At 67.0% G+C, this 24,374-nt stretch carries 17 protein-coding genes and 1 riboswitch; of the genes, 6 read left to right on the top strand and 11 right to left on the bottom strand.

Annotation, left to right across the window (positions count from 1 at the left end; translation table 11 throughout):
- Window positions 1–34 precede the first annotated feature (34 nt).
- Both ACNQS7_RS18320 and ACNQS7_RS18325 read left to right on the top strand, forming a co-directional pair.
- On the top strand, window positions 35–433 hold the full coding sequence (locus ACNQS7_RS18320; protein ID WP_418013632.1) for a TIGR03668 family PPOX class F420-dependent oxidoreductase: 399 nt from the start codon (window positions 35–37) through the stop codon (window positions 431–433).
- A gap of 133 nt (window positions 434–566) precedes the next feature.
- Window positions 567–2,714: an elongation factor G-like protein EF-G2 gene (locus ACNQS7_RS18325; RefSeq protein ID WP_418013633.1), complete on the top strand. Its 2,148-nt coding sequence runs from the start codon at window positions 567–569 to the stop codon at window positions 2,712–2,714.
- Between the two features lie 12 nt (window positions 2,715–2,726).
- On the opposite strand, the gene ACNQS7_RS18330 is transcribed toward ACNQS7_RS18325, so the two are convergent.
- On the bottom strand, window positions 2,727–4,250 hold the full coding sequence (locus ACNQS7_RS18330; RefSeq protein WP_418013634.1) for a FadD7 family fatty acid--CoA ligase: 1,524 nt from the start codon (window positions 4,248–4,250) through the stop codon (window positions 2,727–2,729).
- 181 nt (window positions 4,251–4,431) lie between these two features.
- On the opposite strand from ACNQS7_RS18330, the gene oxc reads away from it, so the two are divergent.
- The gene (gene oxc, locus ACNQS7_RS18335) at window positions 4,432–6,117 is read left to right on the top strand and encodes an oxalyl-CoA decarboxylase (protein ID WP_418013635.1); all 1,686 of its coding nucleotides are present in this window, start codon (window positions 4,432–4,434) and stop codon (window positions 6,115–6,117) included.
- On the opposite strand, the gene ACNQS7_RS18340 is transcribed toward oxc, so the two are convergent.
- Complete coding sequence (locus ACNQS7_RS18340; RefSeq protein ID WP_310778439.1) at window positions 6,114–7,043, bottom strand: LysR family transcriptional regulator; 930 nt, start codon at window positions 7,041–7,043, stop codon at window positions 6,114–6,116. The genes oxc and ACNQS7_RS18340 overlap by 4 nt on opposite strands.
- Before the next feature lie 192 nt (window positions 7,044–7,235).
- Between ACNQS7_RS18340 and ACNQS7_RS18345 the strand changes: the two genes are divergently transcribed.
- Together ACNQS7_RS18345 and car are read left to right on the top strand one after the other, a co-directional pair.
- Window positions 7,236–7,991, top strand: a complete 756-nt coding sequence (locus tag ACNQS7_RS18345; RefSeq protein ID WP_418013636.1) for a L,D-transpeptidase — start codon at window positions 7,236–7,238, stop codon at window positions 7,989–7,991.
- 99 nt (window positions 7,992–8,090) lie between these two features.
- Window positions 8,091–11,600 carry a carboxylic acid reductase gene (gene car, locus ACNQS7_RS18350; RefSeq protein ID WP_418013637.1) on the top strand — a complete coding sequence of 1,170 codons (3,510 nt, stop codon included), beginning with the start codon at window positions 8,091–8,093 and terminating at the stop codon, window positions 11,598–11,600.
- Between the two features lie 12 nt (window positions 11,601–11,612).
- Here car and ACNQS7_RS18355 read toward each other — a convergent pair whose 3' ends face one another.
- Both ACNQS7_RS18355 and ACNQS7_RS18360 read right to left on the bottom strand, forming a co-directional pair.
- The gene (locus ACNQS7_RS18355) at window positions 11,613–13,361 is read right to left on the bottom strand and encodes an NRAMP family divalent metal transporter (protein ID WP_418013638.1); all 1,749 of its coding nucleotides are present in this window, start codon (window positions 13,359–13,361) and stop codon (window positions 11,613–11,615) included.
- 84 nt (window positions 13,362–13,445) lie between these two features.
- Window positions 13,446–13,628: a hypothetical protein gene (locus ACNQS7_RS18360; RefSeq protein WP_418013639.1), complete on the bottom strand. Its 183-nt coding sequence runs from the start codon at window positions 13,626–13,628 to the stop codon at window positions 13,446–13,448.
- A 211-nt stretch (window positions 13,629–13,839) separates the two neighbouring features.
- Window positions 13,840–14,012: riboswitch (M-box (ykoK) riboswitch) on the bottom strand.
- A gap of 73 nt (window positions 14,013–14,085) precedes the next feature.
- Between ACNQS7_RS18360 and ACNQS7_RS18365 the strand changes: the two genes are divergently transcribed.
- A complete protein-coding gene (locus tag ACNQS7_RS18365; RefSeq protein WP_418013640.1) occupies window positions 14,086–14,742 on the top strand; it encodes an O-methyltransferase in 657 nt (218 codons plus the stop codon).
- Here the strand turns inward: ACNQS7_RS18365 and ACNQS7_RS18370 are convergent.
- The 7 genes from ACNQS7_RS18370 to ACNQS7_RS18400 all read right to left on the bottom strand — a co-directional run bounded on the left by ACNQS7_RS18370 (window position 14,739) and on the right by ACNQS7_RS18400 (window position 24,364).
- On the bottom strand, window positions 14,739–16,736 hold the full coding sequence (locus tag ACNQS7_RS18370; RefSeq protein ID WP_418013641.1) for an acyltransferase family protein: 1,998 nt from the start codon (window positions 16,734–16,736) through the stop codon (window positions 14,739–14,741). The genes ACNQS7_RS18365 and ACNQS7_RS18370 overlap by 4 nt on opposite strands.
- 235 nt (window positions 16,737–16,971) lie before the next feature.
- A complete protein-coding gene (locus tag ACNQS7_RS18375; protein ID WP_418013642.1) occupies window positions 16,972–17,778 on the bottom strand; it encodes an enoyl-CoA hydratase-related protein in 807 nt (268 codons plus the stop codon).
- Window positions 17,779–17,871: 93 nt separating this feature from the next.
- The gene (locus tag ACNQS7_RS18380) at window positions 17,872–19,074 is read right to left on the bottom strand and encodes a CaiB/BaiF CoA transferase family protein (RefSeq protein WP_418013643.1); all 1,203 of its coding nucleotides are present in this window, start codon (window positions 19,072–19,074) and stop codon (window positions 17,872–17,874) included.
- Entirely contained in the window at window positions 19,067–20,002 is a 936-nt protein-coding gene (locus ACNQS7_RS18385) for an SDR family NAD(P)-dependent oxidoreductase (RefSeq protein ID WP_418013644.1), read from the bottom strand. The genes ACNQS7_RS18380 and ACNQS7_RS18385 overlap by 8 nt, the downstream gene beginning before the upstream one ends.
- Entirely contained in the window at window positions 19,999–21,831 is a 1,833-nt protein-coding gene (locus ACNQS7_RS18390) for a flavin-containing monooxygenase (protein WP_418013645.1), read from the bottom strand. The genes ACNQS7_RS18385 and ACNQS7_RS18390 overlap by 4 nt, the downstream gene beginning before the upstream one ends.
- A complete protein-coding gene (locus ACNQS7_RS18395; RefSeq protein ID WP_418013646.1) occupies window positions 21,828–23,006 on the bottom strand; it encodes an LLM class flavin-dependent oxidoreductase in 1,179 nt (392 codons plus the stop codon). Before ACNQS7_RS18395 ends, ACNQS7_RS18390 begins: the two co-directional genes overlap by 4 nt.
- Window positions 23,003–24,364: an aromatic ring-hydroxylating oxygenase subunit alpha gene (locus tag ACNQS7_RS18400; protein ID WP_418013647.1), complete on the bottom strand. Its 1,362-nt coding sequence runs from the start codon at window positions 24,362–24,364 to the stop codon at window positions 23,003–23,005. Before ACNQS7_RS18400 ends, ACNQS7_RS18395 begins: the two co-directional genes overlap by 4 nt.
- Window positions 24,365–24,374: the final 10 nt, after the last annotated feature.

Genomic DNA, 24,374 nt, shown 5'->3' on the forward strand with positions numbered 1-24,374 from the left:
TCACCGGCCTTTGCGGCGGTTCTAGGCTGGTCGCGTGGACACCCGGGCCTGGTTCGCTGGATCGCCGGTAGCGCGGCTGGCCACCGTGCGGCCCGACGGCACGCCGCACCTGGTGCCGGTGGTCTTCGCCGTCGACGGAGACGTCATCTATACCGCGGTCGATGCCAAACCCAAGAAGACCAAGCAACTGCGCCGGCTGGCCAACATCGAGCACAACCCGGCGGTGAGCCTCCTGGTCGACCACTATGCGCCGGATTGGACGCAATTGTGGTGGATTCGGGTGGACGGCGTTGCCACCGTCGCGGCCGACGGCGACGCGCTGCGCGCCGGTTACCGGTTGCTGAGCGCGAAATACCCGCAGTACCAATCCGTTTCGCTGGACGGCCCGGTGATCGCCGTCACCGCGACGCGCTGGTCGGGCTGGCACGCCTGACCTGGCAGTGATATGAGCGCGGCCGACCCTTGTGCTGGGCCGCCGTTGAGAGAAAAGTTGCCCTTGCGTCCTGTGGGCTGGATCACGCCGCGTACGGGAGTCGGCGGCACCCCGGGAGAACTGGAGGATTGTCATGGCCGACAGAGTGAGTGGTTCCCCGGGCGCAGGTACGGCCCCCACCGCAACCGGGCCGGACGGTATCCGCAACGTCGTGCTGGTCGGGCCCTCCGGCGGCGGCAAGACCACCCTCATCGAGGCCCTGCTGGTTGCGGGCGGCGTGTTGTCCCGGCCGGGGTCGGTCACCGACGGCAGCACGGTCTGCGACTTCGACGACGCCGAGATCCGCCAGCAACGGTCGGTCGGCGTCGCGGTGGCGTCGCTGTCGCACGCCGGCGTCAAGGTGAACCTCGTCGACACACCCGGATACGCCGACTTCGTCGGTGAGCTGCGCGCCGGTCTGCGCGCCGCCGATTGCGCCCTGTTCGTCATCGCGGCCAACGAAGGTGTCGACGAACCCACCAAATCGCTGTGGCAGGAGTGCAGCCAGGTCGGGATGCCACGTGCGGTGGTCGTCACCAAGCTCGACCATGCCCGCGCCAACTATGCCGAGGCGCTCGATGCCGCGCAGAACGCGTTCGGCGACAAGGTCTTACCGTTGTACCTGCCGGCCGGTGTCGGCCTGATCGGGCTGCTGTCGCAGACTCAGTACAACTATGCCGACGGTAAGCGCACCGAGTCGGCGCCCGACACCTCCGAAGCCGACCGCATCGAAGAGGCCCGGGGCAGCCTGATCGAGGGCATCATCGAGGAGTCCGAGGACGAGTCGCTCATGGAGCGTTACCTCGGCGGCGAGGCGATCGACGAATCGGTCCTGATCCAGGATCTGGAGAAGGCGGTGGCCCGCGGGTCGTTCTTCCCGGTGATCCCGGTGTGCAGCAGCACCGGGGTGGGCACCCACGAACTGCTGGAGGTCGCCACCCGAGGTTTCCCGTCGCCGCGCGAACACCCGCTTCCGGACGTGTTCACACCGCAGGGCGCCACCCACGAGGAATTGGCCTGCGACGTCGACGCACCACTGCTCGCCGAGGTGGTCAAGACGACGTCGGACCCGTATGTCGGGCGGGTCAGCCTGGTCCGGGTGTTCTCCGGCACCATCAAGCCGGACGCGACCGTCCATGTGTCAGGCCACTTCTCGTCGTTCTTCGGCGTCTCTAACGGGCATGGCGCCAGTCACCCCGACCATGACGAGGACGAGCGCATCGGGGTGCTGTCGTTCCCGCTGGGAAAACAGCAACGGCCCGCGTCCGCCGTGGTGGCCGGCGACATCTGCGCGATCGGCAAGCTGAGCCGGGCAGAAACCGGGGACACGCTGTCGGACAAGTCCGAACCGCTGGTGCTCAAGCCGTGGACGATGCCCGAACCGCTGTTGCCGGTCGCCATCCAGGCGCACGCCAAGACCGACGAGGACAAGCTCTCGGTCGGGTTGGGGAGGTTGGCCGCCGAGGATCCGACCCTGCGCATCGAACAGAACCCGGAGACACACCAGGTGGTGCTCTGGTGCATGGGCGAGGCGCACGTCGGCGTCGTGCTCGAAGCCCTGGCCGGCCGCTATGGGGTCACCGTGGACACCGTCGAGTTGCGGGTGCCGCTGCGAGAGACGCTGGGCGGCAAGGCGAAAGGGCACGGCCGGCACGTCAAGCAGTCCGGCGGCCACGGCCAGTATGCGGTGTGCGACATCGAGGTGGAACCACTGCCGGAGGGCACCGGCTTCGAGTTCGTGGACAAGGTGGTCGGCGGCGCGGTGCCGCGCCAGTTCATCCCCAGCGTGGAGAAGGGCGTCCGGGCGCAGATGGAAAAGGGTGTGCACGCCGGCTATCCGATGGTCGACATCCGGGTGACCCTGCTCGACGGCAAGGCACACAGCGTCGACTCCTCGGACTTCGCATTCCAGATGGCCGGCTCCCTGGCGCTGCGCGAGGCCGCGGCGGCGACGAAAGTGATCCTGCTTGAGCCGATCGACGAGATATCCGTGCTGGTTCCCGACGACTACGTCGGCGCGGTGATGGGTGACCTGTCCGGCCGCCGGGGCCGCGTGCTGGGGACCGACACCGCCGGCCATGAGCGCACGCTGGTGAAGGCCGAAGTGCCGCAGGTCGAATTGACCCGCTACGCCATCGACCTGCGCTCGCTGGCCCACGGGGCCGCGTCGTTCACCCGGTCGTTCGCCCGCTACGAACCGATGCCCGAATCCGCCGCGGCCCGGGTGAAGACGACGGTGTGATCGTCGGCGACGTCACTCCGGCCGGCCGAACCGGGCCGACACCGCACGCCGGTCCAGGGAGCCTTTGGCGGTGTGCGGCAATTCATCGGCCACCTGAAAGGTCGCGGGAATCTCGAACGGCGCCAACCGATCCCGACAGAATGCGGTAAGCTCCTCGGCACCCGGGGCGGAACCCCGCGGCACCAGAACGGCCGCGACGGCTTCGCCGTACATCGGATGCGGCACCCCGAACACGGCCACCTCCAACACATTCGGATGGGTGGCCAGAACTCCTTCGACGCGTTCCGGCGAAATCTTCTCCCCGCCACGGTTGATGAGTTCCTTGATCCGCCCGCGGATGCTGAGGTCGCCGTCCTCCGACAGCGTCCCCAGATCGCCGGTCCGCAACCAGCCGTTGGTGAAGTTCGCCTCGGTGATCTTCGGGTCCCCGAGGTAACCCCGCACCACGGTGGCGCCACGCAGCCACACTTCGCCGACGGCACCCGGCTCCAGGGGCGCCCCGTCGTTCCCCGCAATGCGGATATGCGGCCCGGTGGAGCGACCCACCAGACCGGTGGAGACGGCGGGGTTGACCTCCTGATCGATACCGGTGCTGGCCACCTGGTGGGTGGCCTCAGTCATCCCGAAGGCGCACAGCACGGGCGCGGAGAACTCCCGCTGCAGCGCCCGAGCGACCTCGGGCGTCAGCGGTGCACTGCAACTGCGGATGAAACGCAATGTCGCTCTGGGGCTTTCGGCCGGCGCGGCGGCAGCCCGCTCCAGCAGGATCTGATGAATGGTCGGCACGGCCGTGTACCAGGTCGCCCCCACCGCGTCGATGTCGTCCCAGAAAGTGTGCGCCGAGAACCGTCCCCGGGCGGGCAGCAACACCGTGCCGCCGGATGCCAGAGTGGACATCAAGGCGGCGATCAGCCCGTGGCCATGGTAGAGCGGCATAACCGCGACCGTGGCGTCGCGCGGACTCAGCTGATAGCCGGCGACGATGGCCCGCACCGAGCCGGCGATGTTGTCGTGCGTCCAGGGCACCATCTTGGGCAGTCCGGTGGTGCCACCGGTGAACATGATCATCGCGTCGTCGTCGTGCAGTCCCGCCGGGGAGTCCGTCACCGGCCCCGGTTCACTCGAGGCTTTCAGTTGGGCCGTCCACTCGCCGTCCACGGACGTCACCGCAACCGGCCACCACTCGGAACCCTCGCCGTCGACCAGCACCGCCCGGGCACCGGCCGCTTCGCTACGCGCGCGTTGGTCCGCAACCGGCAGGGCCGGGTCCAGCGGGACCACGATCAGGCCCGCGCGCAACGCTGCCAGCAACGCGACGACGAACTCGGCGTTACTGCCCGCCCGCAAGGCGACCCGGTCCCCCGGCGCCAGGCCCGCACCACCGAGTTGCGCTGCCAGATCGTCGGCCAGGCGCAGCAGGTCGCGGTAAGTGATCGGGACGCGGTCGGCGGTGACGACCAGCGCACGCGCGTCCGGCGCCTCGGTGGCCGCTGCCGCGATCAGATCGGTCACGCGTGAATTCTGCACGGAAGTCATCAGACGCTCCTTTGTCCGGGCTTACCGAGAACCCTGCCGGTGCCGATAACCGCTGTCCAATACTGATCCCCTAACAGTCGATAAACAGCGTGAATCAACGGATAGCGGACCCGTCTTGGACACGGTCGCCAGAGCGGACGACAGTGAGTGCCGAGAGAACAGCGAAGAGAGGGGCGGCCCCGTGACCGAACCGCTGACCGACGGCTTCCACCTGGTGGTGGATGCGCTGAAGGCCAACGACGTGGAGACCATCTACGGCGTTGTCGGCATCCCCATCACCGATCTGGCACGCACCGCACAGGACGCGGGGATCCGGTATCTCGGTTTCCGGCATGAGGGCTCCGCCGGCAATGCCGCGGCCGCGGCCGGATTCCTGACCCGGCGCCCCGGCGTGTGCCTGACGACCTCGGGTCCGGGTTTCCTCAACGGCCTTCCCGCCCTGGCGAATGCCACCACGAACTGCTTTCCGATGATCCAGATCTCCGGATCCAGCGGGCGGGCGGTGGTCGACCTGCAACGCGGTGACTACCAGGACATCGACCAGCTCAACGCCGCGCGCCCATTCGTCAAGGCGGCCTACCGGATCGCACGCGTCGAGGACATCGGACGCGGTGTCGCCAGGGCGATCCGCACGGCGTTATCCGGTCGGCCGGGAGGTGTCTATCTGGACATCCCGGGCGAAGTGCTCGGACAGGCCATGGACGTGGCTGCCGGCGCCGCTTCGGTGTGGCGCGTGGTGGATCCCGCCCCCCGCCAGCTGTCGGCGCCCGACGCGGTCGAGCGGGCACTCGACCTGCTCGCGGCCGCGCAACGACCGCTGATCGTGTTGGGCAAGGGCGCCGCTTACGCGCAGGCCGACAAGGTGATTCGGGACTTCGTGGAGAGCACCGGGTTGCCCTATCTGCCGATGTCGATGGCCAAGGGCCTGCTGCCGGACTCGCACCCACAGTCGGCCGCGGCCGCCCGGTCGCTGGCAATCGCTCGCGCCGATGTGGTGCTGCTGGTCGGCGCCCGCCTCAATTGGCTACTCGGACATGGCGATTCGCCGCAGTGGGCGCCGGACAGCAAGTTCATCCAGATCGACATCGCTGCCACGGAGTTCGACAGCAACCAGCCGATCGAGGCACCGCTCGCGGGTGACATCGAATCGGTGGTGTCGGCGCTGCAGGACGGTCTGGCCACCCACCCGATCAGTGCGTCACAGTCGTGGACCGCCGAACTCGCCGAGCGGAAGGCCCGCAACGACGCCAAGATGGCCGAGCGGCTGGCCGAGGACCCGCACCCCATGCGGTTCTACAATGCGCTCGGCGCCATTCGAGCTGTGCTGCAACGCAACCCGGATGTCTACGTGGTCAACGAGGGAGCCAACGCACTGGACCTGGCCCGCAATGTCATCGACATGGAGTTGCCGCGCCACCGACTCGACACCGGAACGTGGGGCGTGATGGGTATCGGCATGGGCTACGCCATCGCCGCGGCGGTCGAGAGCGGCCGGCCCGTGGTCGCCATCGAGGGCGACAGCGCATTCGGCTTCAGCGGCATGGAGATCGAAACGATCTGCCGGTACCGGCTGCCGGTCACCGTCGTCATCCTCAACAACGGCGGCGTCTACCGCGGCGACGAATCGGTGCCCGGCACCGATCCGGCGCCCACGGTGCTCAACTCCGGGGCACGTCACGAACTGCTCGCGGAAGCGTTCGGCGGCAAGGGATACCACGTCACGACACCGACCGAGCTACAGACGGCCCTGTCCGAGGCATTAGCGTCCGGCGCACCCGCCCTGATCGACTGTCAACTCGACCCCGCCGCCGGGGTGGAGAGCGGGCATCTGGCCAGCCTGAACCCCAAGAGCGCCGCGCGATCCTAGTGGGTGAGACTGCGCAGCTGCGCGGCGAAGAATTCGTCGAGGCCGAGGTGCTGCGCCGAGGCGACCAACGCACGGGCCACCGGCGATCCGGGACCGGATGCGTTGGTGGCCAACCCGATCAGCGCTCTGGGTGCCGGGTCGACGAGTTCCACGGCCCGGATCTCGCCCCGCGTCGGCGTCATCCACAGCCAGGTGTGCGGCACTATGGTCGCCCAGTTGCCGTTCGCCACCTGCGCGAACAGTGAAGCGACGGAATCCGTTTCGACCTGCGGGTGGACGGTGATGTCATGGTCGGCGAAGGCCGCGTCGATGACCTGCCGGTCGCGCATGTCCGGCGTGAGCAGTGCCAGCGGCAGTTGCGCCGCGTCCGGCCAGCGCAGGGTGGCCGCGCCGGGCGGCAGCATGTCCGACCGCGACAGCAGCACGTACTGCTCCTCGTACAGCGGCACGAGTGCCACATCCTGGCTGTCTTTCGCGTCCGCCGGGTGCGCGATGACGGCGTCGAGCTCGAATTCGTGCAACCGCCGGTACAGCTCCGTGGCAGCCAGCCGGGAACTGATCTGCACCTTTGCCAAGGGGTGGGCCGAGCAAAAGGCGGACAGCACCAGCGACGCCGTCGTCGAGGCGGTCGGCACGGTGCCGAGCCGCAGCGTCCCGGTGATGCCGGACTGCACCGCATGCACTTCCGCCTTGAACGCGTCGTGCTCGGCCAGAATTCGCTTGGCCCATACCACCAACCGCTCCCCCTCGGGCGTCAGGCCTTCGAAGCTGTGCCCGCGGTTGATCAACGTGACGTTGAGTTCCCGTTCGAGCTTGGCAATGGCTGCCGACAGCGCAGGTTGCGAGACGTAACACTTTTCGGCGGCGCGGGCGAAATGACGCTCCTGGGCGACCGCGACGAAGTACTCGAGCTGACGGAAGAGCACCCGCACCTCCTGGGGCCGTGGGCCGCGACCCGCTGAGGCTAACGCGTCCACACCGGGCAGACCAGTCCGAGGTGTTCGCAGCGCATCGGCTATGCCGAAATCGGCCGGAATTGTTTGCTATGGCCCCCGCCCGCCGGATAACCACTAGAATGAGGAGTCTTGTTTATCGCACCGTCCCGAAGGGTGAAGGCCATGCGTCGAGCGGTTCGTTATCTGTTTGTTCTGGCGGCGAGCGCGACGATGGCCGCGGCCGGGTCGGGCAGTCCCGCGACCGGCGCTGTCCCGGTACCGCACCCGGTGCCAGGGGTGGCCTCGATCTTTCCGTCGAACGGTGCGGTGGTCGGGGTGGGAGCTCCGGTGGAGGTGACGTTCACCGCGCCGGTGGTCGACCACCGGGCCGCGGAGCGGTCCATCCACATCGGCTCACCGGGCAACCTCACCGGCCACTACCAGTGGCTGGATGGCAACATCGTGCAATGGGTGCCAGACCGGTACTGGCCCGCACACAGCCACATCTCGGTCGGGGTGCAGGAGCTGACGGAGGGCTTCGAGACCGGCGACGAATTGCTCGGTGTGGCAAGCATCTCCGCACACACCTTCACCGTGAGCCGCAACGGCGAGGTGCTGCGCACCATGCCGGCCTCGATGGGTAAGCCGAGCCGCCCCACGCCGATCGGCAACTTCAACGCCATGTCCAAGGAGCGCTCCGTCGTGATGGACTCGCGGACCATCGGCATCCCGCTGAACTCCTCGGACGGTTACCTGATCACCGCTCAGTACGCGGTGCGCGTGACATCGAGTGGCGTCTACGTACATTCGGCGCCGTGGTCGGTGAATTCGCAGGGCTACGCCAACGTCAGCCATGGCTGCATCAATCTGAGCCCGGACAACGCCGCCTGGTACTTCAACCAGGTGAACATCGGCGATCCCATCGACGTGGTCGCCTGATCTCCGGCGCGGGTGTGGTGACGGTCACACTCGCGGAGCGGAAGATGGTCAGCTGCCCGCCGGTTGCCCCTTGGGAGTCTCCGGAACGAAAGGCTGACCATGAGCAGTCCGCACGAGGAACGCCTCGCCCAGCTATTCACCGAGGACGAACAGTTCCGGCAGGCCCGGCCCGATGCCGGCGTCCGGGCCGCCGCGCGGCAACCCGAACTGCGCTTACCGCAAGTGATCGAGACGCTGGTGCGGGGTTACGCCGACCGCCCTGCGATGGGCTGGCGTGCGCGCGGACTGACGAACGACCCCGTAACCGGCCGCACCGTCGGCACCTTGCTGCCGCGGTTCGACACCATCACCTACGGCGAACTGTGGTCTGACGTTGCGGCTATCGCCGCGGCCTGGCGGGATGACCCCGCCAACCCGGTAGCACCGGGCGACTTCGTGGCCACCGTCGGTTTCGCAAGCGTGGACTACCTGACCGTTGACCTGGTCAGTGGGTACCTCGGACTGGTCGCGGTGCCGCTGCAACACAACACCACGGCCGCGCGGCTACAGCCCATCCTCGCCGAGGTGCAGCCGCAGATCCTGGCCGCCGGCGCGGACTACCTCGACCTGGCGGTGGACGCCGCCATAGGCAGCACATCGGTCCGCCGTCTTGTGGTTTTCGACTACCGGGACGAAATCGACGATCAGCGCGAGAGCCTCGCCCGGGCGCGGCAGAAGCTGACCGCCGCCGGCATGACGGTGCACATCGAGACACTGGCCGGGGTCATCGCCCGCGGTCGTACCCTGCCGCCCCAACCGATGTACACCGGCGGCGACGACCAGCGGTTGGCCATGATCATGTACACCTCCGGCAGCACCGGATTGCCCAAGGGGGCAATGTATTCCGAGCGCATGGTGGCCAAGATCTGGACCAACGAGTTGATGCCGGACCGCGAGGACGTGCCGGTGTTCAACGTGAACTTCATGCCGCTGAACCACCTCGGCGGCCGGATACCGCTGTCCACGGCATTCCAGGCCGGGGGCACCAGTTATTTCGTGCCGGAGAGCGATCTGTCCACCCTGTTCGAGGACTGGAATCTGGTGCGGCCCACGGAGATGGGTCTGGTGCCCCGGGTGGCGGAGATGCTCTACCAGCGCTACCAGAGCGCGGTCGACCGGCGTGTGTTCGACGGGGTGTCCGTTGCCGAGGCCGAGGCACAGGCTTACGTCGAGTTGCGCGAGCAAGTGCTCGGCGGGCGCGTCCTCACCAGCTTCACCGGCACCGCGCCGCTGGCCGCCGAGATGAAGACGTTCGTCGAAACCTGTTTGGGCGTACATCTTCTGGACGGCTACGGCCTGACCGAGGTCGGCATGGTCACCAAGGACGGTGTGGTGACGAAACCGCCGGTGATCGACTATAAGCTCGTCGACGTTCCCGAACTCGGCTACTTCCGCACCGACAAACCCTATCCGCGTGGTGAGTTGCTGGTGAAGTCGGCGACCGCCATGTCCGGCTACTACCAGCGTCCCGACGTGACGGCCGCCGCGTTCGACTCCGAGGGCTACTACCGCACCGGTGACGTGATGGCACAGATCGGTCCCGACCGGCTCACCTACGTCGACCGGCGCAACAACGTGCTGAAACTGGCACAGGGGGAGTTCGTCGCGGTCGCCCGCCTGGAAGCGATATTCGCCACCGCACCCCTGGTCCGGCAGATCTTCCTGTACGGCAACAGCGAACGTCCCTATCTGCTTGCCGTCGTCGTCCCGACCGACGAGGCGCTGGGCCGGTTCCCGGACGACGACGCCGCCATCCGCGCGGCGTTGAGCGAATCCCTGCGCCAGACAGCCAAACTCGCCGAGCTGCAGTCCTATGAGGTGCCGGCGGAGTTCCTGGTCGAGCGCGAGCCGTTCAGCACCGACAACGGGCTGCTGTCCGGGGTGGGCAAGCTGCTGCGCCCGAAACTCAAGGAGCGCTACGGAGAACAGCTGGAACAGCTGTACGCGGAGCTCGCCGACACGCGTGACGCGCAACTGCGCTCACTGCGCCACGGCGCGCCGGACCGGCCGGTCCTCGACACGGTGGCACGTGCCGCCGAGGCACTGCTGGGTCTGGTCGGCGGCGCTCCGGAACCGGACGAGCACTTCATGGATCTCGGCGGAGATTCACTGTCGGCATTGACCTTCTCCAATCTGCTGCAGGACATCTTCGGCGTAGAGGTGCCCGTCGCACTGATCATCGGGCCCACCAGCTCGCTGCGGCACATCGCGGATCACATCGCGACACACCGCGAATCCGGCTCCAAGCGACCGTCATTCGCGGCCGTGCACGGCCGCGGGGCCACCTGGGTGCGGGCGGCAGACCTGACCCTGGACAAGTTCATCGATGCCGCCACCTTGTCCGCCGCCGGTTATCTACCGAGGGCGACGGGGACACCGCAGACGGTGTTGCTGACCGGCGCCAACGGCTACCTCGGCCGCTTCCTCGCGCTGGAGTGGCTGGAGCGGCTCAACGAGACCGGCGGACGTCTGGTGTGCCTGGTGCGCGGCACCGACCCGCAGGCGGCCTTCCGGCGTCTCGAAGACGTCTTCCGCTCCGGTGATCCGCAGCTACTGCAACGATTCCAGACATTGGCCGCCGACCACCTCGACGTGATTGTCGGCGACATCGGTGAGCCGAATCTCGGTCTGAGTGGGGATGTTTGGCGACAGCTGGCCGATCGCGTCGATCTGATCGTGCACCCCGCGGCGCTGGTCAACCACGTCCTGCCCTACGACCAGTTGTTCGGGCCGAACGTGGTGGGCACCGCGGAGCTGATCCGGCTCGCGATCAGCGGGCGCATCAAGCCGATCACTTATCTGTCGACGGTCGCGGTCGCCATGTCCGTCGATGCCTTCGCCGAAGACGGTGACATCCGTACCGTCAGTCCTGCCCGGCCCGTGGACGACAGCTACGCCAACGGGTACGCGAACAGCAAGTGGGCGGGTGAGGTGTTGCTGCGCTACGCGCACGACCTGTGTGGCCTGCCGGTCGCCGTTTTCCGCTCGGACATGATCCTTGCCCACAGCCACTTCGCCGGCCAGCTCAACGTTCCAGATGCGTTCACGCGGTTGATCTTCAGCCTGCTGGTCGCCGGCATCGCGCCCGGCAGCTTCTACCGCGCGGACGGCAGCCGCCCACGAGCCCACTATGACGGGCTGCCGGCCGACTTCGTCGCCGAAGCCGTCGCCACACTGGGTGAGCTGACGGCCGCCGAAGCGACGCCGGGATTCCGCTCGTTCGATGTGATGAACCCGCACGATGACGGCATCTCCCTGGACGTGTTCGTGGACTGGCTGATCGACGCCGGCCACGACATTCAGCGGATCGCCGACTACGACGAGTGGCTGGGCCGTTTCGCAACCGCTCTTCGGGCACTGCCGGACCGGCAACGTCAGTTCTCGCTGCTGCCGTTGCTCGATGCCTACCGCCACCCGCAGGATGCGCTGCACGGTGCGCCGGCGCCCACCGACGTATTCCGCGCGGCGGTGCGGAGCGCGAAAATCGGTATCGACAACGACATTCCGCATCTGTCGGCGACGCTGATCGACAAGTACGTCGCCGACCTGCAACTGCTGGGCATCATCTGACCGACCGGCGGGTCAGGCCAAGCCTGCCTGGACGACTTTGACGACGACCAGAGCCACCGCCAGCACCAGGTAGCCACGCAGAGTGAACAGGCCCGCGCGACGGGCCGGTGACATCACCGGGCGCGCCAGGCTGGCCAGTTCAGGGGTGCGCCAATTCGCGCGATCCTGCCGGCGGACCGCGCGGCGCTCGGCGCGCGTCAGCACCGCGGCGTCCTCGAGTTCGTCGACATCCTCCGGATTCAGGCCACCGCCCAAAGACTGGGCCACGGCCCTCGCCGCGCGTCGGTCGTTCTGCCGGCGGCCGGCGATGATCACCGCGGCGCCCACCACCAACCCGGCCACCGCGCCGGCCGCCAGGCCGATCTCGATGGTCGCCGTCGACAGGTGGGGAAAGAACGTCGCCACCGTCAGTGCCAGCGACAGCAGCACCAGAGACCAGACGATGGTCCAGGCAACGATGTTCTGCCGCACGGTGTTCGTCCACGGGCCCATGACCGCCCGGTCGTTGCACAGCAATACCAGGAAAACCGTCGCCGACGGCAGCAGGACACCGGCGAGTGCCTGGACGCCCTGAGTCACCAGGCCGAGCACATGGTCCGGGCTGAACGCAACCGCGGCCGAAACCGCAAGCAGGGCAGCGTAACCGCCGTAGAACAAGGGTGCCTCGGAAACCTTCCAGTGCAGTGAGTGCCGCCTGCCCAGCGCGTCCCCCACGGCGTAGGTGGTGGCCAGCCCGATGGCGTTCGCCCCGATCAAGGACGCATCCAGCAGGAGGACCGCGAACAGGACACCGACGGCACCCCCGGCGTGATTCGCCAGACCGGTAGCCACCGCGCCCGCGTCGGTGAAGTTGCCGACAGCGCCGCTTCCGGCCAGCCCGAACGCGGTCACCGCCATCAATGCCGTCGCTCCCACCATCACCACCACGATGCCGAGTACCAGATCGGCTCGCGCATAAGCGATCCAGCGGGTGGTGATCCGCTTGTCCACGACGTTGGACTGCTGGAAGAACAACTGCCACGGCGCGACCGTGGTCCCCACAATCGCCACGATCAACAGCAGCAGCGTGGAGTCGAGCCCGCCCGGGAACTGTGGCATCAACCCTCCGACGGTCCCCTTCCAGCTGGGATGCACCAGCAGCGTCATCGGGATGATGACCACGTTGACCGCGATCAGCAGGAACATCATCGATTCCCAGCGCCGGAAAGACCCGCCGGCCACCACGGCGAACAACAGCACCGCCGCTGCCGGGATCGCGATGATCTTCGGGCATCCCAGGAATCCGAGTGCCAGTGCCACGCCGATGAATTCGGTGACGATCGTCAAGGCATTGAGGACCAGCAGGTCGCCGACGCTGAAGGCGCCCCAGAATTTCCCGAAGCGCTCGAAGATCAAGCGCGCGTGGCCGACCCGGGTGACGGCGCCCAAGCGCAACACCATTTCCTGGTTCACGTACAGCACCGGAATCAGCAGGCTCAGCGTCCACAGCAGCGCCATGCCGTAGTTCTGGCCGGCCTGCGCGTACGTGGCCACACCGCCGGCGTCATTGTCGCCCACCATCACGATCAGGCCGGGACCGCTGATGACCATCAGGGTGCGCAGTCGGTGCCAACGCCCGCGTGTGGTGGCGCCCTCGCCGTCGCGCCGGTCGTGCCCGATACGGCCGAAAGCGCCGACGATGTCGCCGGTGTGGGCCGAGTCCAGCACCGCGGGCTCGGCCGCGGACCGGTTGCCGCGGCCACGGGTGGTGATCGATGCCATCGAATCTCTCGCTATCTGAACAGAGTCGGGCCCCGCGGCGGGCACCGAGGTGTGCCCGCCGCGCGCCCTGGGTGGGGACGGAAGCTAGCGGCCGAGCACGGCGATCGGCATTCCTGCCACGTACCGGTCCGCCCGCTGCTGCGGGGTCATGTCGATCAGCGCGGTCAGCCTGGCCACCGCCCGGCGGCCGGCACGCAGCATTGATTTCCGCTGACCGGTGCGGTTATCGGCCTGCGGCACAACGAAGTTCATGGTCAGCATGGTCATTGTTCGCTCCTGACGTCGGAGCCCGACCTGCTCGCGTCAAACGCAGCGGGGCATCAGCCGGCGGATGTGCCGGAGCCGGATCGGGACAGGATGGATTTCAGATACGGACTATCGCCTGGACTGGTACTCATCACGCCCTCACCTCCTCACAGCCGGGACACACGGGGGTGCCACCACATCCACACAGCGAGAAGCGAATGCCCGATTCTCGGGCGCACCCCTCTCGTCGGAGCTTTGGCACTGCACGGCGTATCCGGCCGGAGACCGGAAGCCACTTGGGCTCAACCCTTAAGCCGGGAAGAGCTGTCCTGACCCGGGGCGTCTTTCGACGTTCGGGGTCAGTGGCCTGTATCCGTGCAGACGCCTCACCTACCGAGGTGCTTGCAGCTTCCCATGGTGGCACTGCGATCGCAGCACGTCAAACGCGGTGGTCGGCAGAGCGCCTACTGTCGGCGGTATGCCGAACACATTGCAGCAGCCCGCAGTCGCCTCGACGCTCGCGCGGATGTACACCGCCGCGCGCGAACAGATGTCGCAGTTGCGGGAGAGGCGAGCCGATTTCGAACGTCCGATGACGCCGGCCGAGCGCACCGAGGCGATGAGCGAGTTCTACATCCCGGTGACACCGGAAGCCGGCCAACTGCTCTATGCCCTGGTGCGGGCGACCCGCCCGCAAGCGGTGGTGGAATTCGGGATGTCCTTCGGCATTTCCGCGATCCACCTGGCGGCGGCCGTGCGGGACAACGGCGGCGGGCGCGTGATAACCACGGAACTCAGCGAGACCAAAATCGCCGCGGCCGAACAAACCTTCGCCGAAGTAGCACTGGACGACGTCATCACCATCCTGCCGGGAGACGCGCTGTCCACCCTGGCCGATTTGGACGGTCCGGTGAACTTTGTCCTGCTCGACGGCTGGAAAGACCTGTACCAGCCCGTGATCGAACTCCTTCAACCCTCGTTGTCGCCGGGCGCGGTGGTGGTCGCCGACAACACCGAGTCACCGGATCTCAGGCCGTATCTGGACTACGTGCGAGACCCCGGCAACGGCTACGTGAGCTTCAATTTTCCGGTACGGGATACCGACAGCATGGAACTGAGCTGCTGGACCGGCTAGCGAACCGACTCTTCCAGCCACGGCAGCAGCCACTTGACGCCTTCCGGAGTCAGGTGCACGCCGTCGCTGCGCACCTTGATGCCGTCGACCTTGGCGGTGTAAACGCCGTCCGGGCAGAGCTTTTTGTTGAGGTCGACGATGCCGACGTTAGGGCGCTGACCAATGGCGTTGCGCATCATGGTGTTCCACTGGTTGACCCGATCGGGTTGGTCCTCGGGGTACAACCGTCCGTCCGGCTTCTCACCGCCGCGACTGTAGGGCACGGTGGCGACCAGCACCCGCACCCCGGTCGATCCCACGATGTCCAGTGCCCGGTTCAATTCGAAGTTCAGGTACGCGTCGAACGTCGGGTCGCCGATATGAGTCCACTTGCCCTCGTTCACCCGGTCGACCGTCTCCCAGCGGCCGATGACCAATAGCGCGACATCCGGCCGGTCCGCGGCGATCTGGTTGGCCCAGCGTCCGGGCCAGGTGTCGCATTCCGGTCGCTGTTCCAGAGTTTGGCCGATGTAGCGGTAGGGCGTGCCGCGCACCAGGCTGCATCCGATGACGGTGTGATCGAGGAACCGGAATCCGGGCGTCGGCGGCAGATAGTGCATCATCGTCCAGCCGATCGAATCTCCGAATACCGAAACGGTGAACGGCGCGTTGGGATCTCGCGGCCCCGGCACGGGGTGGCCCACCGCGGGGGGCGACGGGGAAACCGCCGCCACCGCAGACACGCCGGGCGGTAGGCCCACCTCGTGCAGCCCGGTCCCGACGGGCACCACCAGGATCGTCGCCGCGGCGGCGCTGGCGACCGTTGCCGCGGCCAGCGGCAACAAGGGGACGCGCTGCGGCCGCCACCGCCGGATGGGTTGTTCGATCGCCCAGTAGGAGACCCCGGCCACCGCCAGGGTGACGCCACAGCGGGCCGCGAACAGCCCGAGTCCCGACCATCCGGTGCGTTCGCCGTTGAGCACCAGGAAAATCGGCCAGTGCCAGAGGTAGACGCCGTAAGAGATTGCGCCGAGCCAGACCAGGGGGCGCCACGCCAGCGCGCGCGCCAGTATCCCGCGCTGCTCCAGTGCCACCGGTGCGACCACGAGAACCGCGGCAATGGCCACCGCGATCAGCAGGCCGTGCCGGAACTCGCCGGCACTACCGGTCGCGTAATGGGTCAGGGCCGCCAGCGCGGCCAGGCCTGCAATCGGCAGCGCCCGCGCGATCCGGCGCCCCCACCGGGTCCGGATCAGACACCAGCCCCGGTTCAGCGCCGACCAGTCCCTGACCAGGAGAGCCGATGCCGCGGCACCGACCAGCAAAGCCTGCGCGCGGGTGTCGGTACCGAAATAGATCCGGTCGCGGGTGGTGTCTGAGGTGAAGACGATCGCGGCAGCGGCCGACGCCACCGCACCGAGCGTGGCGATCACGAAGGCGGCCAGCCGAACATGGCCGACGGTGATCTTGGCGAAGTAGCGCCGCGCCCGCGCGGCCAACAACAGCGTGACCGCAATCAGCACTACCGGCCAGACGATGTAGTACTGCTCCTCGACGCCGAGGGACCAGGTGTGCTGCAGCGGCGACGGGGCGCCCTGGGTGAAGTAGTCGGTCTTCTGGGCCACGAACCGCCAGTTGGCCACCCACGCGAAAGCCGCGATCGCGTCTCCGCGCAAGCCGTCCAGCGACTGGTAGGGCAGAAATTCGCGCGCCACGCCGACGGTGAGGACCATCAGGACCAGCGCCGGCAACAACCGGCGGGCGCGCCGGATCCAGAAGCCGGTCAGGTCGATACGACCGCCGCGACCCAGTTCGTCGAGCAGCAGCGAGGTGATCAGGAATCCGCTGAGGACGAAGAAGATATCCACGCCGATGAACCCGCCGCTGACACCGGGAATGCCACCGTGCCCGACCAGAACCAGGCCAACGGCAACGGCACGCAGTCCATCGAGAGCGGGGATACCGCTAGGCCGGTCCCCCCGGTCCCACGCCGCCAACCGCCCGGTCCGCCGCAACGGTGCAACCCAGCGAGGCTTGGGTGCAGAACGTGCCGGTGCGGGATTCTTTCCGCCCGGCTCGGTGTTCGCTGTCAGCGCGCCCTGACCACGTCCTCGTCCGGCGCCGAATTTGATGCCGATACGTCGCTGCCCCTCCTCTTGATCCGAGAAAGTTTAGGGGCGACGCGGCCAGAATCGCGGCGCGACACGCGGAAATACCGAAGACCCGCAACGGATTTCCCGCGCGCCCCGCTCAGCTGCCGGTGAAGGCGGCAGGCCGGCGCTGGTGGAATGCCGAGGCGCCTTCGATGAAGTCGTCCGACTGCATCAGAACCGCCTGACCGTGCAGCTCGCGTTCGAACGCAAACTCGATCCCGTCCAGACTCGCGGCGTTGATCGCCGCCTTGGTGGCCGCGAAAGCGGCCGAGGGACCGGCCACCAGCGCCCGGATGACCTTGGCCGCCTCCCGATCGAGCAGCTCTGCCGGGTGAACGGCGCTGATCAGTCCGCAGGCCAGTGCCTCGGCGGCTGACAGCCGCTCGTTGAGCAGCGCTATGCGCATCGCCCTGCCGCGGCCTACCGTCGCCGCCAGTGTGGCCGAAGCGCCGGCGTCGGGCATCAGCCCCATTCGGGTCACTCCCAGCGTGAAGTAGGCCGTCTCGGACGCCAGCACCAGGTCGCACGCCAGGATCAACGAAATGCCGTTACCAGCGGCCGCGCCGTACACGACGGCGACGACAGGCTGTGGCATCGCGGTAATGGCGCGCACCACGCGATTGCCCTCCTCGCCGAAGTTGATCGCCGAGCCGGCGCCGTGCCAGTCGTCGACATTCATGCTGGCCCCGGCGCAGAATGCGCGCCCCGCACCACCCAGTCGCACCACCTTGACACCAGGATCGGTGGCCGCGGCCTCCAACAGGTCGGCGAGACCCGACAACACCGGCACGGTGAGCGCGTTGAGGCTCTCCGGCCGGTCGAAGGTCACCGACAGCACACCGTCGGCGCGACCGACCGACAGTCCCTGCACCGTGGTCGTCAATTCCGCTCCATAGCTGCGCATGCCCGTCGTCCCTTCGTCTGCCCCGGCCAGAAGGCCACTGCCCGAAAGATACATCAGTGCATACGATCCATCAATGTAGCGGATGTCACGGTTCTATCCCGGCCCGGCGGCTGCGCTGTCGAAGCGGGCGTCGATGCAGGTCAATCCCAATTCGCCGAGCACCTCGCAGGTGTGTGCACCCAAGTCCGGAGCCGGCCCCGCGACTCCACCGGGGGTGCGGGAAAACCACGTCGGAACCCCCGGGAAACGCACCGGCCCGTGGGGGCTGTCCACCGTCTCGAAGAAGCCCACCGCCTCCAGTTGCGGATCGTCGAACAACGCCGCCGGCGATGACAGTGCCGACGCCGGTATCTCCAGCTCGCGGAGCAGGTCCAGCCATTCCCGGGTGGTGCGCTGGGCAAATGTCCCGGCGAGCAGCGCGTATACGGTGTCGATCTGGCTTGCCCGTCCCTCGAGCGTGGCGTAGCGCTCGTCGTTCCAGTCCGGTCGCACGGCATCGGTGAAGGCGGCCCAGTGCTTGTCGTTGTAGATCAGGGCCGAGACGTAGCCGTCGCTGGTGCGGTACGGCCGCCGGTTGGGCGCCACCGTGCGCGGATAGACGGCAGGGCCGAGGGGCGGATCGAATATCGCGCCGTTGGCGTGCTCCACCAGCATGAACGAGGCCATCGCCTCGAACATGCCGATCTCCACTTCCTGCCCTTCACCGGTGCGTTCCCGGTGGAAAAGCGCCATCATCGTGGCGTAGAGCGCAGTCAGACCGGCGACCTTGTCGGCCACGATCGTCCCCACGTAATTGGCTTCGCCGGTCAGCTGCTGCTGCACGGACGGCAACCCGCAGGCGGCCTGGATGGTGTCGTCGTAGGCCGGCAGGTCGCGATTGGGCCCACGGCGGCTGTACCCGTAGCAGTTGGTGTACACGACCGTGGGGTTGATGGCCGCGACTTCGGCGTAGCTGAGCCCGAGCCGGCCGATCGCCGCCGCGCGCATCGAGTGGATGAAGACGTCGGCGCCTTCGATCAGAGCATGCAGGGCGGTTCGGCCGGCATCGGACTTCAGATCCAGGATGACTCCGCGCTTGCCGCGATTGACGTTGACGAAGACGCCGCTCATGCCAGGTGCCGGGCCGACCGAGACGTACCGGGTGTCGTCACCCTGTGGGGGCTCGATCTTGATGACGTCGGCGCCCATGTCGGCCATGATCTGGGTGCAGTAGGGACCCATCACCATGGCGGTGAGGTCGACGACGCGTACGCCCGCCAGGGGACCCGAACCCGAACTAGACCCCGAATTAGACATGGTGGGCATTCTCCTTGATCGCCCACGCCGCTGACTCGAAGCTGTACCGGATGTGCTCGGCATGCCCGTCAGGCACCACCGGGAAGACCAGCGGTGCGCTGAGGTCCCGTACCGCATACAGCTGTTCGGCGACGTCCTCGATGGTCCACGACAACCGCTGCACGCCAGGACTCTCGGCGACCACCGCGCGGGCCACGCGGCCCGCGATGGCGATCAGCATTTCACCGCTGACCGGACAGGATTCGTGCGCAAGAAAGCCGACCACGGGCGCCACCAGTTCGGGTTCCATCGGCGGGTAGGCCGAAACATCCAGCCCCTCGGCCATTCTCGTGACCGCGGACGGCACGATGACGTTGCACAGCACTCCCTCTGAGTCACCCTCGAGCGCAACGACGTTGGACAGACCGATGAGACCGGCCTTGGCGGCGGCGTAATTGGCGACGCCATGGTTGCCGTAAATGCCGCCGATCGAAGAGGTCAGCACGATCCGGCCGTAGCCGGCGGCGCACATCAACGGAAAGGCGGGGCGCACCACGTGGAAGGCGCCGCGCAGGTGCACGTCGAGGACGGCGTCGAAATCCTCGTAACTCAGCTCTTTGAGCGACCCGCGCCGCACCGTGCCGGCGTTGTGGATCAGGATGTCGATTCGCCCGAAGTGATCGAGCGCCGCCTGAATGATCGCCTGTCCACCCGCGGCGGTGGTGACCGACTCGCAACTGGCCACCGCTTCGCCGCCGGCGGCGCCGATCTCGGCCGCAACCTGCTGCGCCGGAGCGGTATTCGCGCCGTCACCGGCCAGCGTGCCGCCGGTGTCGTTCACCACGACCCTGGCCCCCCGGGCCGCCAGCATCAGGGCATACGCGCGGCCCAGCCCCCGGCCGGCGCCGGTGATCACCGCGACCCGGTTGTCGTATCGGAGTTCGGTCATCTCAGCTCGAGGCCGTCCAGGTTGCCGGTGGCCCGCCACTGCTCGAGCAGGTCACCGAAGGCGTAGAAGCCCGGCCCGTATGGTTCGCCCAGGTGCGACCGGATTCCCTCGGTGCCGCCGCCCTCGTTGTTGTAATAGCCTGGCGTGCATTCCAAGTCGAACTGGCTGTTGTCGATCGCGGTCTCGCGGATGGTCTGACACCAGGCGTCCTGTGCTTCCTGGGTGGGTTCCACCGTCGTCGCGCCGCGCTTGAGAGCTTCGGCGACGATGTAGGCGATGTGTTCGCCCTGCAGTTCATAGTTCGCGGCGATGTTGGCGGAGATCCCGACCTGGGTGAAGCCGGTGAAGAACTGATTGGGGAAGCCGCGGCTGGTCATCCCGTGCAATGTCCGGTACCCGTCGTGCCAGTGGTCGAAGAGCGACAACCCGTCGCGACCTTCGATCGCCTCCATGGAGTAGCGGCGGCGCAGTTCGGTGGTGATCTCGAACCCGCTGGCGTAGATGATGCAGTCGACCTCGTATTCGATCCCGTTTGCCACCAAACCCTTTGCCGTCGCCCGCTCCACCCCTTTGCTGCCGGAAACGTCGATCAGAGTCACGTTCGGCCGGTTGAACGTCGGAAGGTAGTCGTCGTTGGTGCACGGCCGCTTGCACAGAAACCGGTAGTAGGGCTTGAGGGCCTCCGCGGTCTCGGGGTCATCGACGGTGTCCTCGATACGGCGCCGCAACCGTTCCATGAGTTTGTAGTCTTCCTCCTCGCGGATGGCCATGAACTGCTCGGGGGTCATCGCCGCGGGATCCGGCAATGCCAGGACCCGGATGGCCGTGTTGCGGCCCAGTTCCGTCCAGAAGTCGCAGACCAGATCCGGCTGGCCCGGTGCCATTCCCTCGAATGTCCAGCTGTGGAAATTGCGCTGGCGTTCCTTCTGCCAGCCCGGCTGCAGGGACTTCGCCCACTCGGGGTCGGTCGGGGTGTTGTTCCGCACCCCGACCGACGACGGAGTGCGCTGAAACACGTACAGGTGCTTGGCATCACGGCCCAGGAAAGGCACGATCTGCACCGCGGTGGCGCCGGTGCCCACGACGGCGACCCGTTTGTCGCTGAGGCCGTCCAGCCCGCCGGTCGCGTCCCCGCCGGTGTAGCCGTAGTCCCAGCGCGAGGAGTGAAAGCTGTGTCCGCCGAATTCTTTGATGCCGGGGATGCCGGGCAGTTTCGGCCGGTGAAACGGGCCGGAAGCGATCACCACGAACCGCGCCCGGATGTCGTCGTCACGATTGGTGCTGACCCGCCAACGTTTGATGTCGTCGTCCCAGTGCAGGGCCCGCACCTGGGTGGAGAACAGGGCGGAATCGTAGAGACCGTAATGCTTTCCGATGCGCCGGCAATGTTCGTAGATCTCGGCGCCGTCGGCGAACTTCTTGCTGGGAATGAAGTCGAGCTCCTCCAACAGCGGTATGTAGCAGTAGGATTCGTTGTCGCACTGCAGACCGGGGTACCGGTTCCAGTACCACACACCACCGAAGTCGCCGCCCAGTTCGATGATGCGGACGTCCTGAACTCCGGCCTTCTTCAGGTGCGCGGCGCACAGCAGACCCCCGAAGCCGCCGCCCAGGACCGCCACGTCGATGTCGGCGGAGACAGGCTCACGTACCAGGTCCGGCGAGTACGGATCGATCTCGTAGAACCCGGCGAACTCGTCTACCAGTTCGATGTACTGCCGAGAACCTTCCGGCCGCAATCGTTTCGCACGTTCCTGCCGGTACTTCTCGCGCAGCGCGGGCAGGTCGATGTCGTCCGGCGTCGCGGTGGGCGGGCAGTCTTCGGTCATGCCAGCGCGTTCTCCGGCAACGCAGCGGGATGCAGTGGCGCGGCCATCTCGTGCACGGCGGGCAGCACCTCCTCGGCGAACAGGCGCGTGCTGTCCATCGCCTCGTCGTAGGGCATGGTGCCGAACTGCGGGACGATCGTCAGCTCGGAGAATGAGCACGCTTCCTGCGCCGCGACGATCCGTTGGTAGATCTCTTCCGGAGTGCCGATCAACAGGTTGGAGGCGTGATACCCGGGAGTCTTCGGGGCGCCCTTGGCATCGGCGGTCACCGAGGAGGCCAGGACGGCGGTGGCAGTGGCCTCGCGTGCCGCATATGCCTCGTATCCCTTGACGCCCTTGAAGTTCGCCGCATCGGCGAAGCCGTAGTGGACGGTGACATCGCGGTTGGCAGTCCAGATCCACTCCTCCGATCTGGCGGCTTCTTGAGCGTCCGGCGTGCAGTACATGAACATCACATTCTTGGGCTGACACGGCGGCAAACCCTCCTCCTTCCGGAAGATGTTCACCTGCTGCACCTCCCGGCCGGCATCCTCGATCGGCTTGTTTCCCACGAACAGCGGCACCATGCCGCGCCGGGACAGGATTTCGAGCGACTCCGCGGTCGAGGACGAGCTGTAGATGCGGGAGAACAGGTCGCCACTTCGCGGTTCGGGCCGAAGCGACATCTCCGGTACCGTGAAAATCTCGCCCTCGTAGGCGAATCGCTCACCCGAGAGTGCGAGTTGCAGGATGTCCAACGTTTCGTTGAACCGCTGACGGCTCTCCTCCCGGGGCACGCCGACGGCGTCGAACTCGCCCTTGGACACTCCGCGCCCGATCCCGATGGTGTTGTACCGCCCGGCGGAGATGATGTCGAGATAGGCGATCTGATGGGCCAGACGGACCGGATGCCACCAGGGTGCCACGACGACGAAGGTGCCCAGGCTGATGCGTTCGGTGCGCCCCGCGAAATAGCTCAGCGCCTGGATCGGGTTGGGCGTCATGCCATAAGGTGTTCCGCAGTGCTCCGGCATCCAGATGCCGTCGAATCCCAGTGGCTCAGCCAGATCCGCGATGGCCAGCGTCCCCTGCACACACTCCCAGTCCGGAGTGGCCGGTGGCCGACCGAAGTCGCCGGCGAGCACGCGCTCCCAGTCCTGCGAATTGTGCGCTCCGAAGCCGAGATTGACCTTCATCGTTGCATCTCCGTCTCTGTTGCCAATTGTTGCGGGGCGCCGGTCCCCAGATACTTCGCGAGGTTGCGGTGCAGGTTTGCGGTGCTGCGTTCCATATACGGGTTGGGCTTGGGCCCGCGGAATCCCAGCGACTTCATGCCCTGCTGCACCGCGGCCATGTTGGAGAAGTCCTGCGGCAGGACGCTGCGCCAATTCGGGTCATCCGGTGGTGCGTACACCCATTCGGTCTGCGGCTCTTCGCCTTCCGGGTAGAGCTCGTAGCAGGAAGCCTCGAATATGCATTGATCGGGGTCATCGCCGTGCGGCCGCGCGCTGTAACACAGGGCGGTGGTCATGCCCTGGCCGATCTGGAAGTTCGGGAAGATCTGCCAGGCGGTCCCGCTGTTGGCCAGGTGTTCGGGATCGATGGTCGGCCAGGTGACACCGCGTGCTTCGTCGTCTTTGCGCGCCGAAGCCAGCCAGTGACTGAGCACCTGGTCGGCCGGCGCGTCCTGCGGCAGTTCGTCAACCAACCGAAGCGCCGCCTCGACCAGCGTCCTGGTGGTGGTCGCGTTGGTCTCCTCGAGGGTGTAGAGCTGCATCTCGGCGGTCGAAACCCGTGGGTCCGCGCCGGTGCCGAGCCGGATCTTGGACTTGGTCTCGGCCAGATCCTTCGGCGCGTCGTAGCCGATGTTGCTGTGCTTGCCATGGGCTGCCGCCCAGCCCCGGAAGTTGCCGAACTTGTTGAACTGCGGATGCGTGGTCGCGACGTGGTAGGTCTCGTTGAAGGCCTCCATCGCGACCTTCCAATTGCACTGGAAATGCAGCCACTTCCGCCATTTGCAGCGCATGTCCTGCAGATTGAACGGATCCAGCATGGTCGCGGCCGGTTCGAGGTAGTCGCGCAGTGGCTCGGCGGCGGGATCCATGTTGACCCAGATCCAGCCACCCCAGGTGTCAACGTTGACCATGCCCAGGTGGGTGTTCTCCGGGGTCAGCGCACCCTGCCAATCGGCCCGCTCGGGGATGTGAGTGCAGGTGCCGTCCTGGTCGTAGGTCCAGCCGTGAAAGCCGCAGACGAACGACTTCTTCTGCCCGCAGGCATTTTTGGCGCCGGCGGGCGTGTCGACCAGGCGGCGGCCGCGGTGGACGCACACATTGTGATGAGCCTTGAGGGTGTCAGGACCGGTGCGCACCACCAGGATCGAATCGTCGAGGATGTCGTAGGTCAGGTAGCTGCCGATCCTGGGTAGCTCCTCCACCCGGCCCACCTGCTGCCACACCTTGCGCCACAGCTTGTCCCGCTCGGCGCGGGCGTAGTCCCGCGAGAGGTAGGCCTCCACGCCGATGGTGACCGGAGCGCTCAGGTCGTCGTCCATTGCACCTCCT

This window comes from Mycobacterium sp. 23 (assembly GCF_048287075.1).
Classification (GTDB): Bacteria; Actinomycetota; Actinomycetes; order Mycobacteriales; family Mycobacteriaceae; genus Mycobacterium; species Mycobacterium gordonae_B.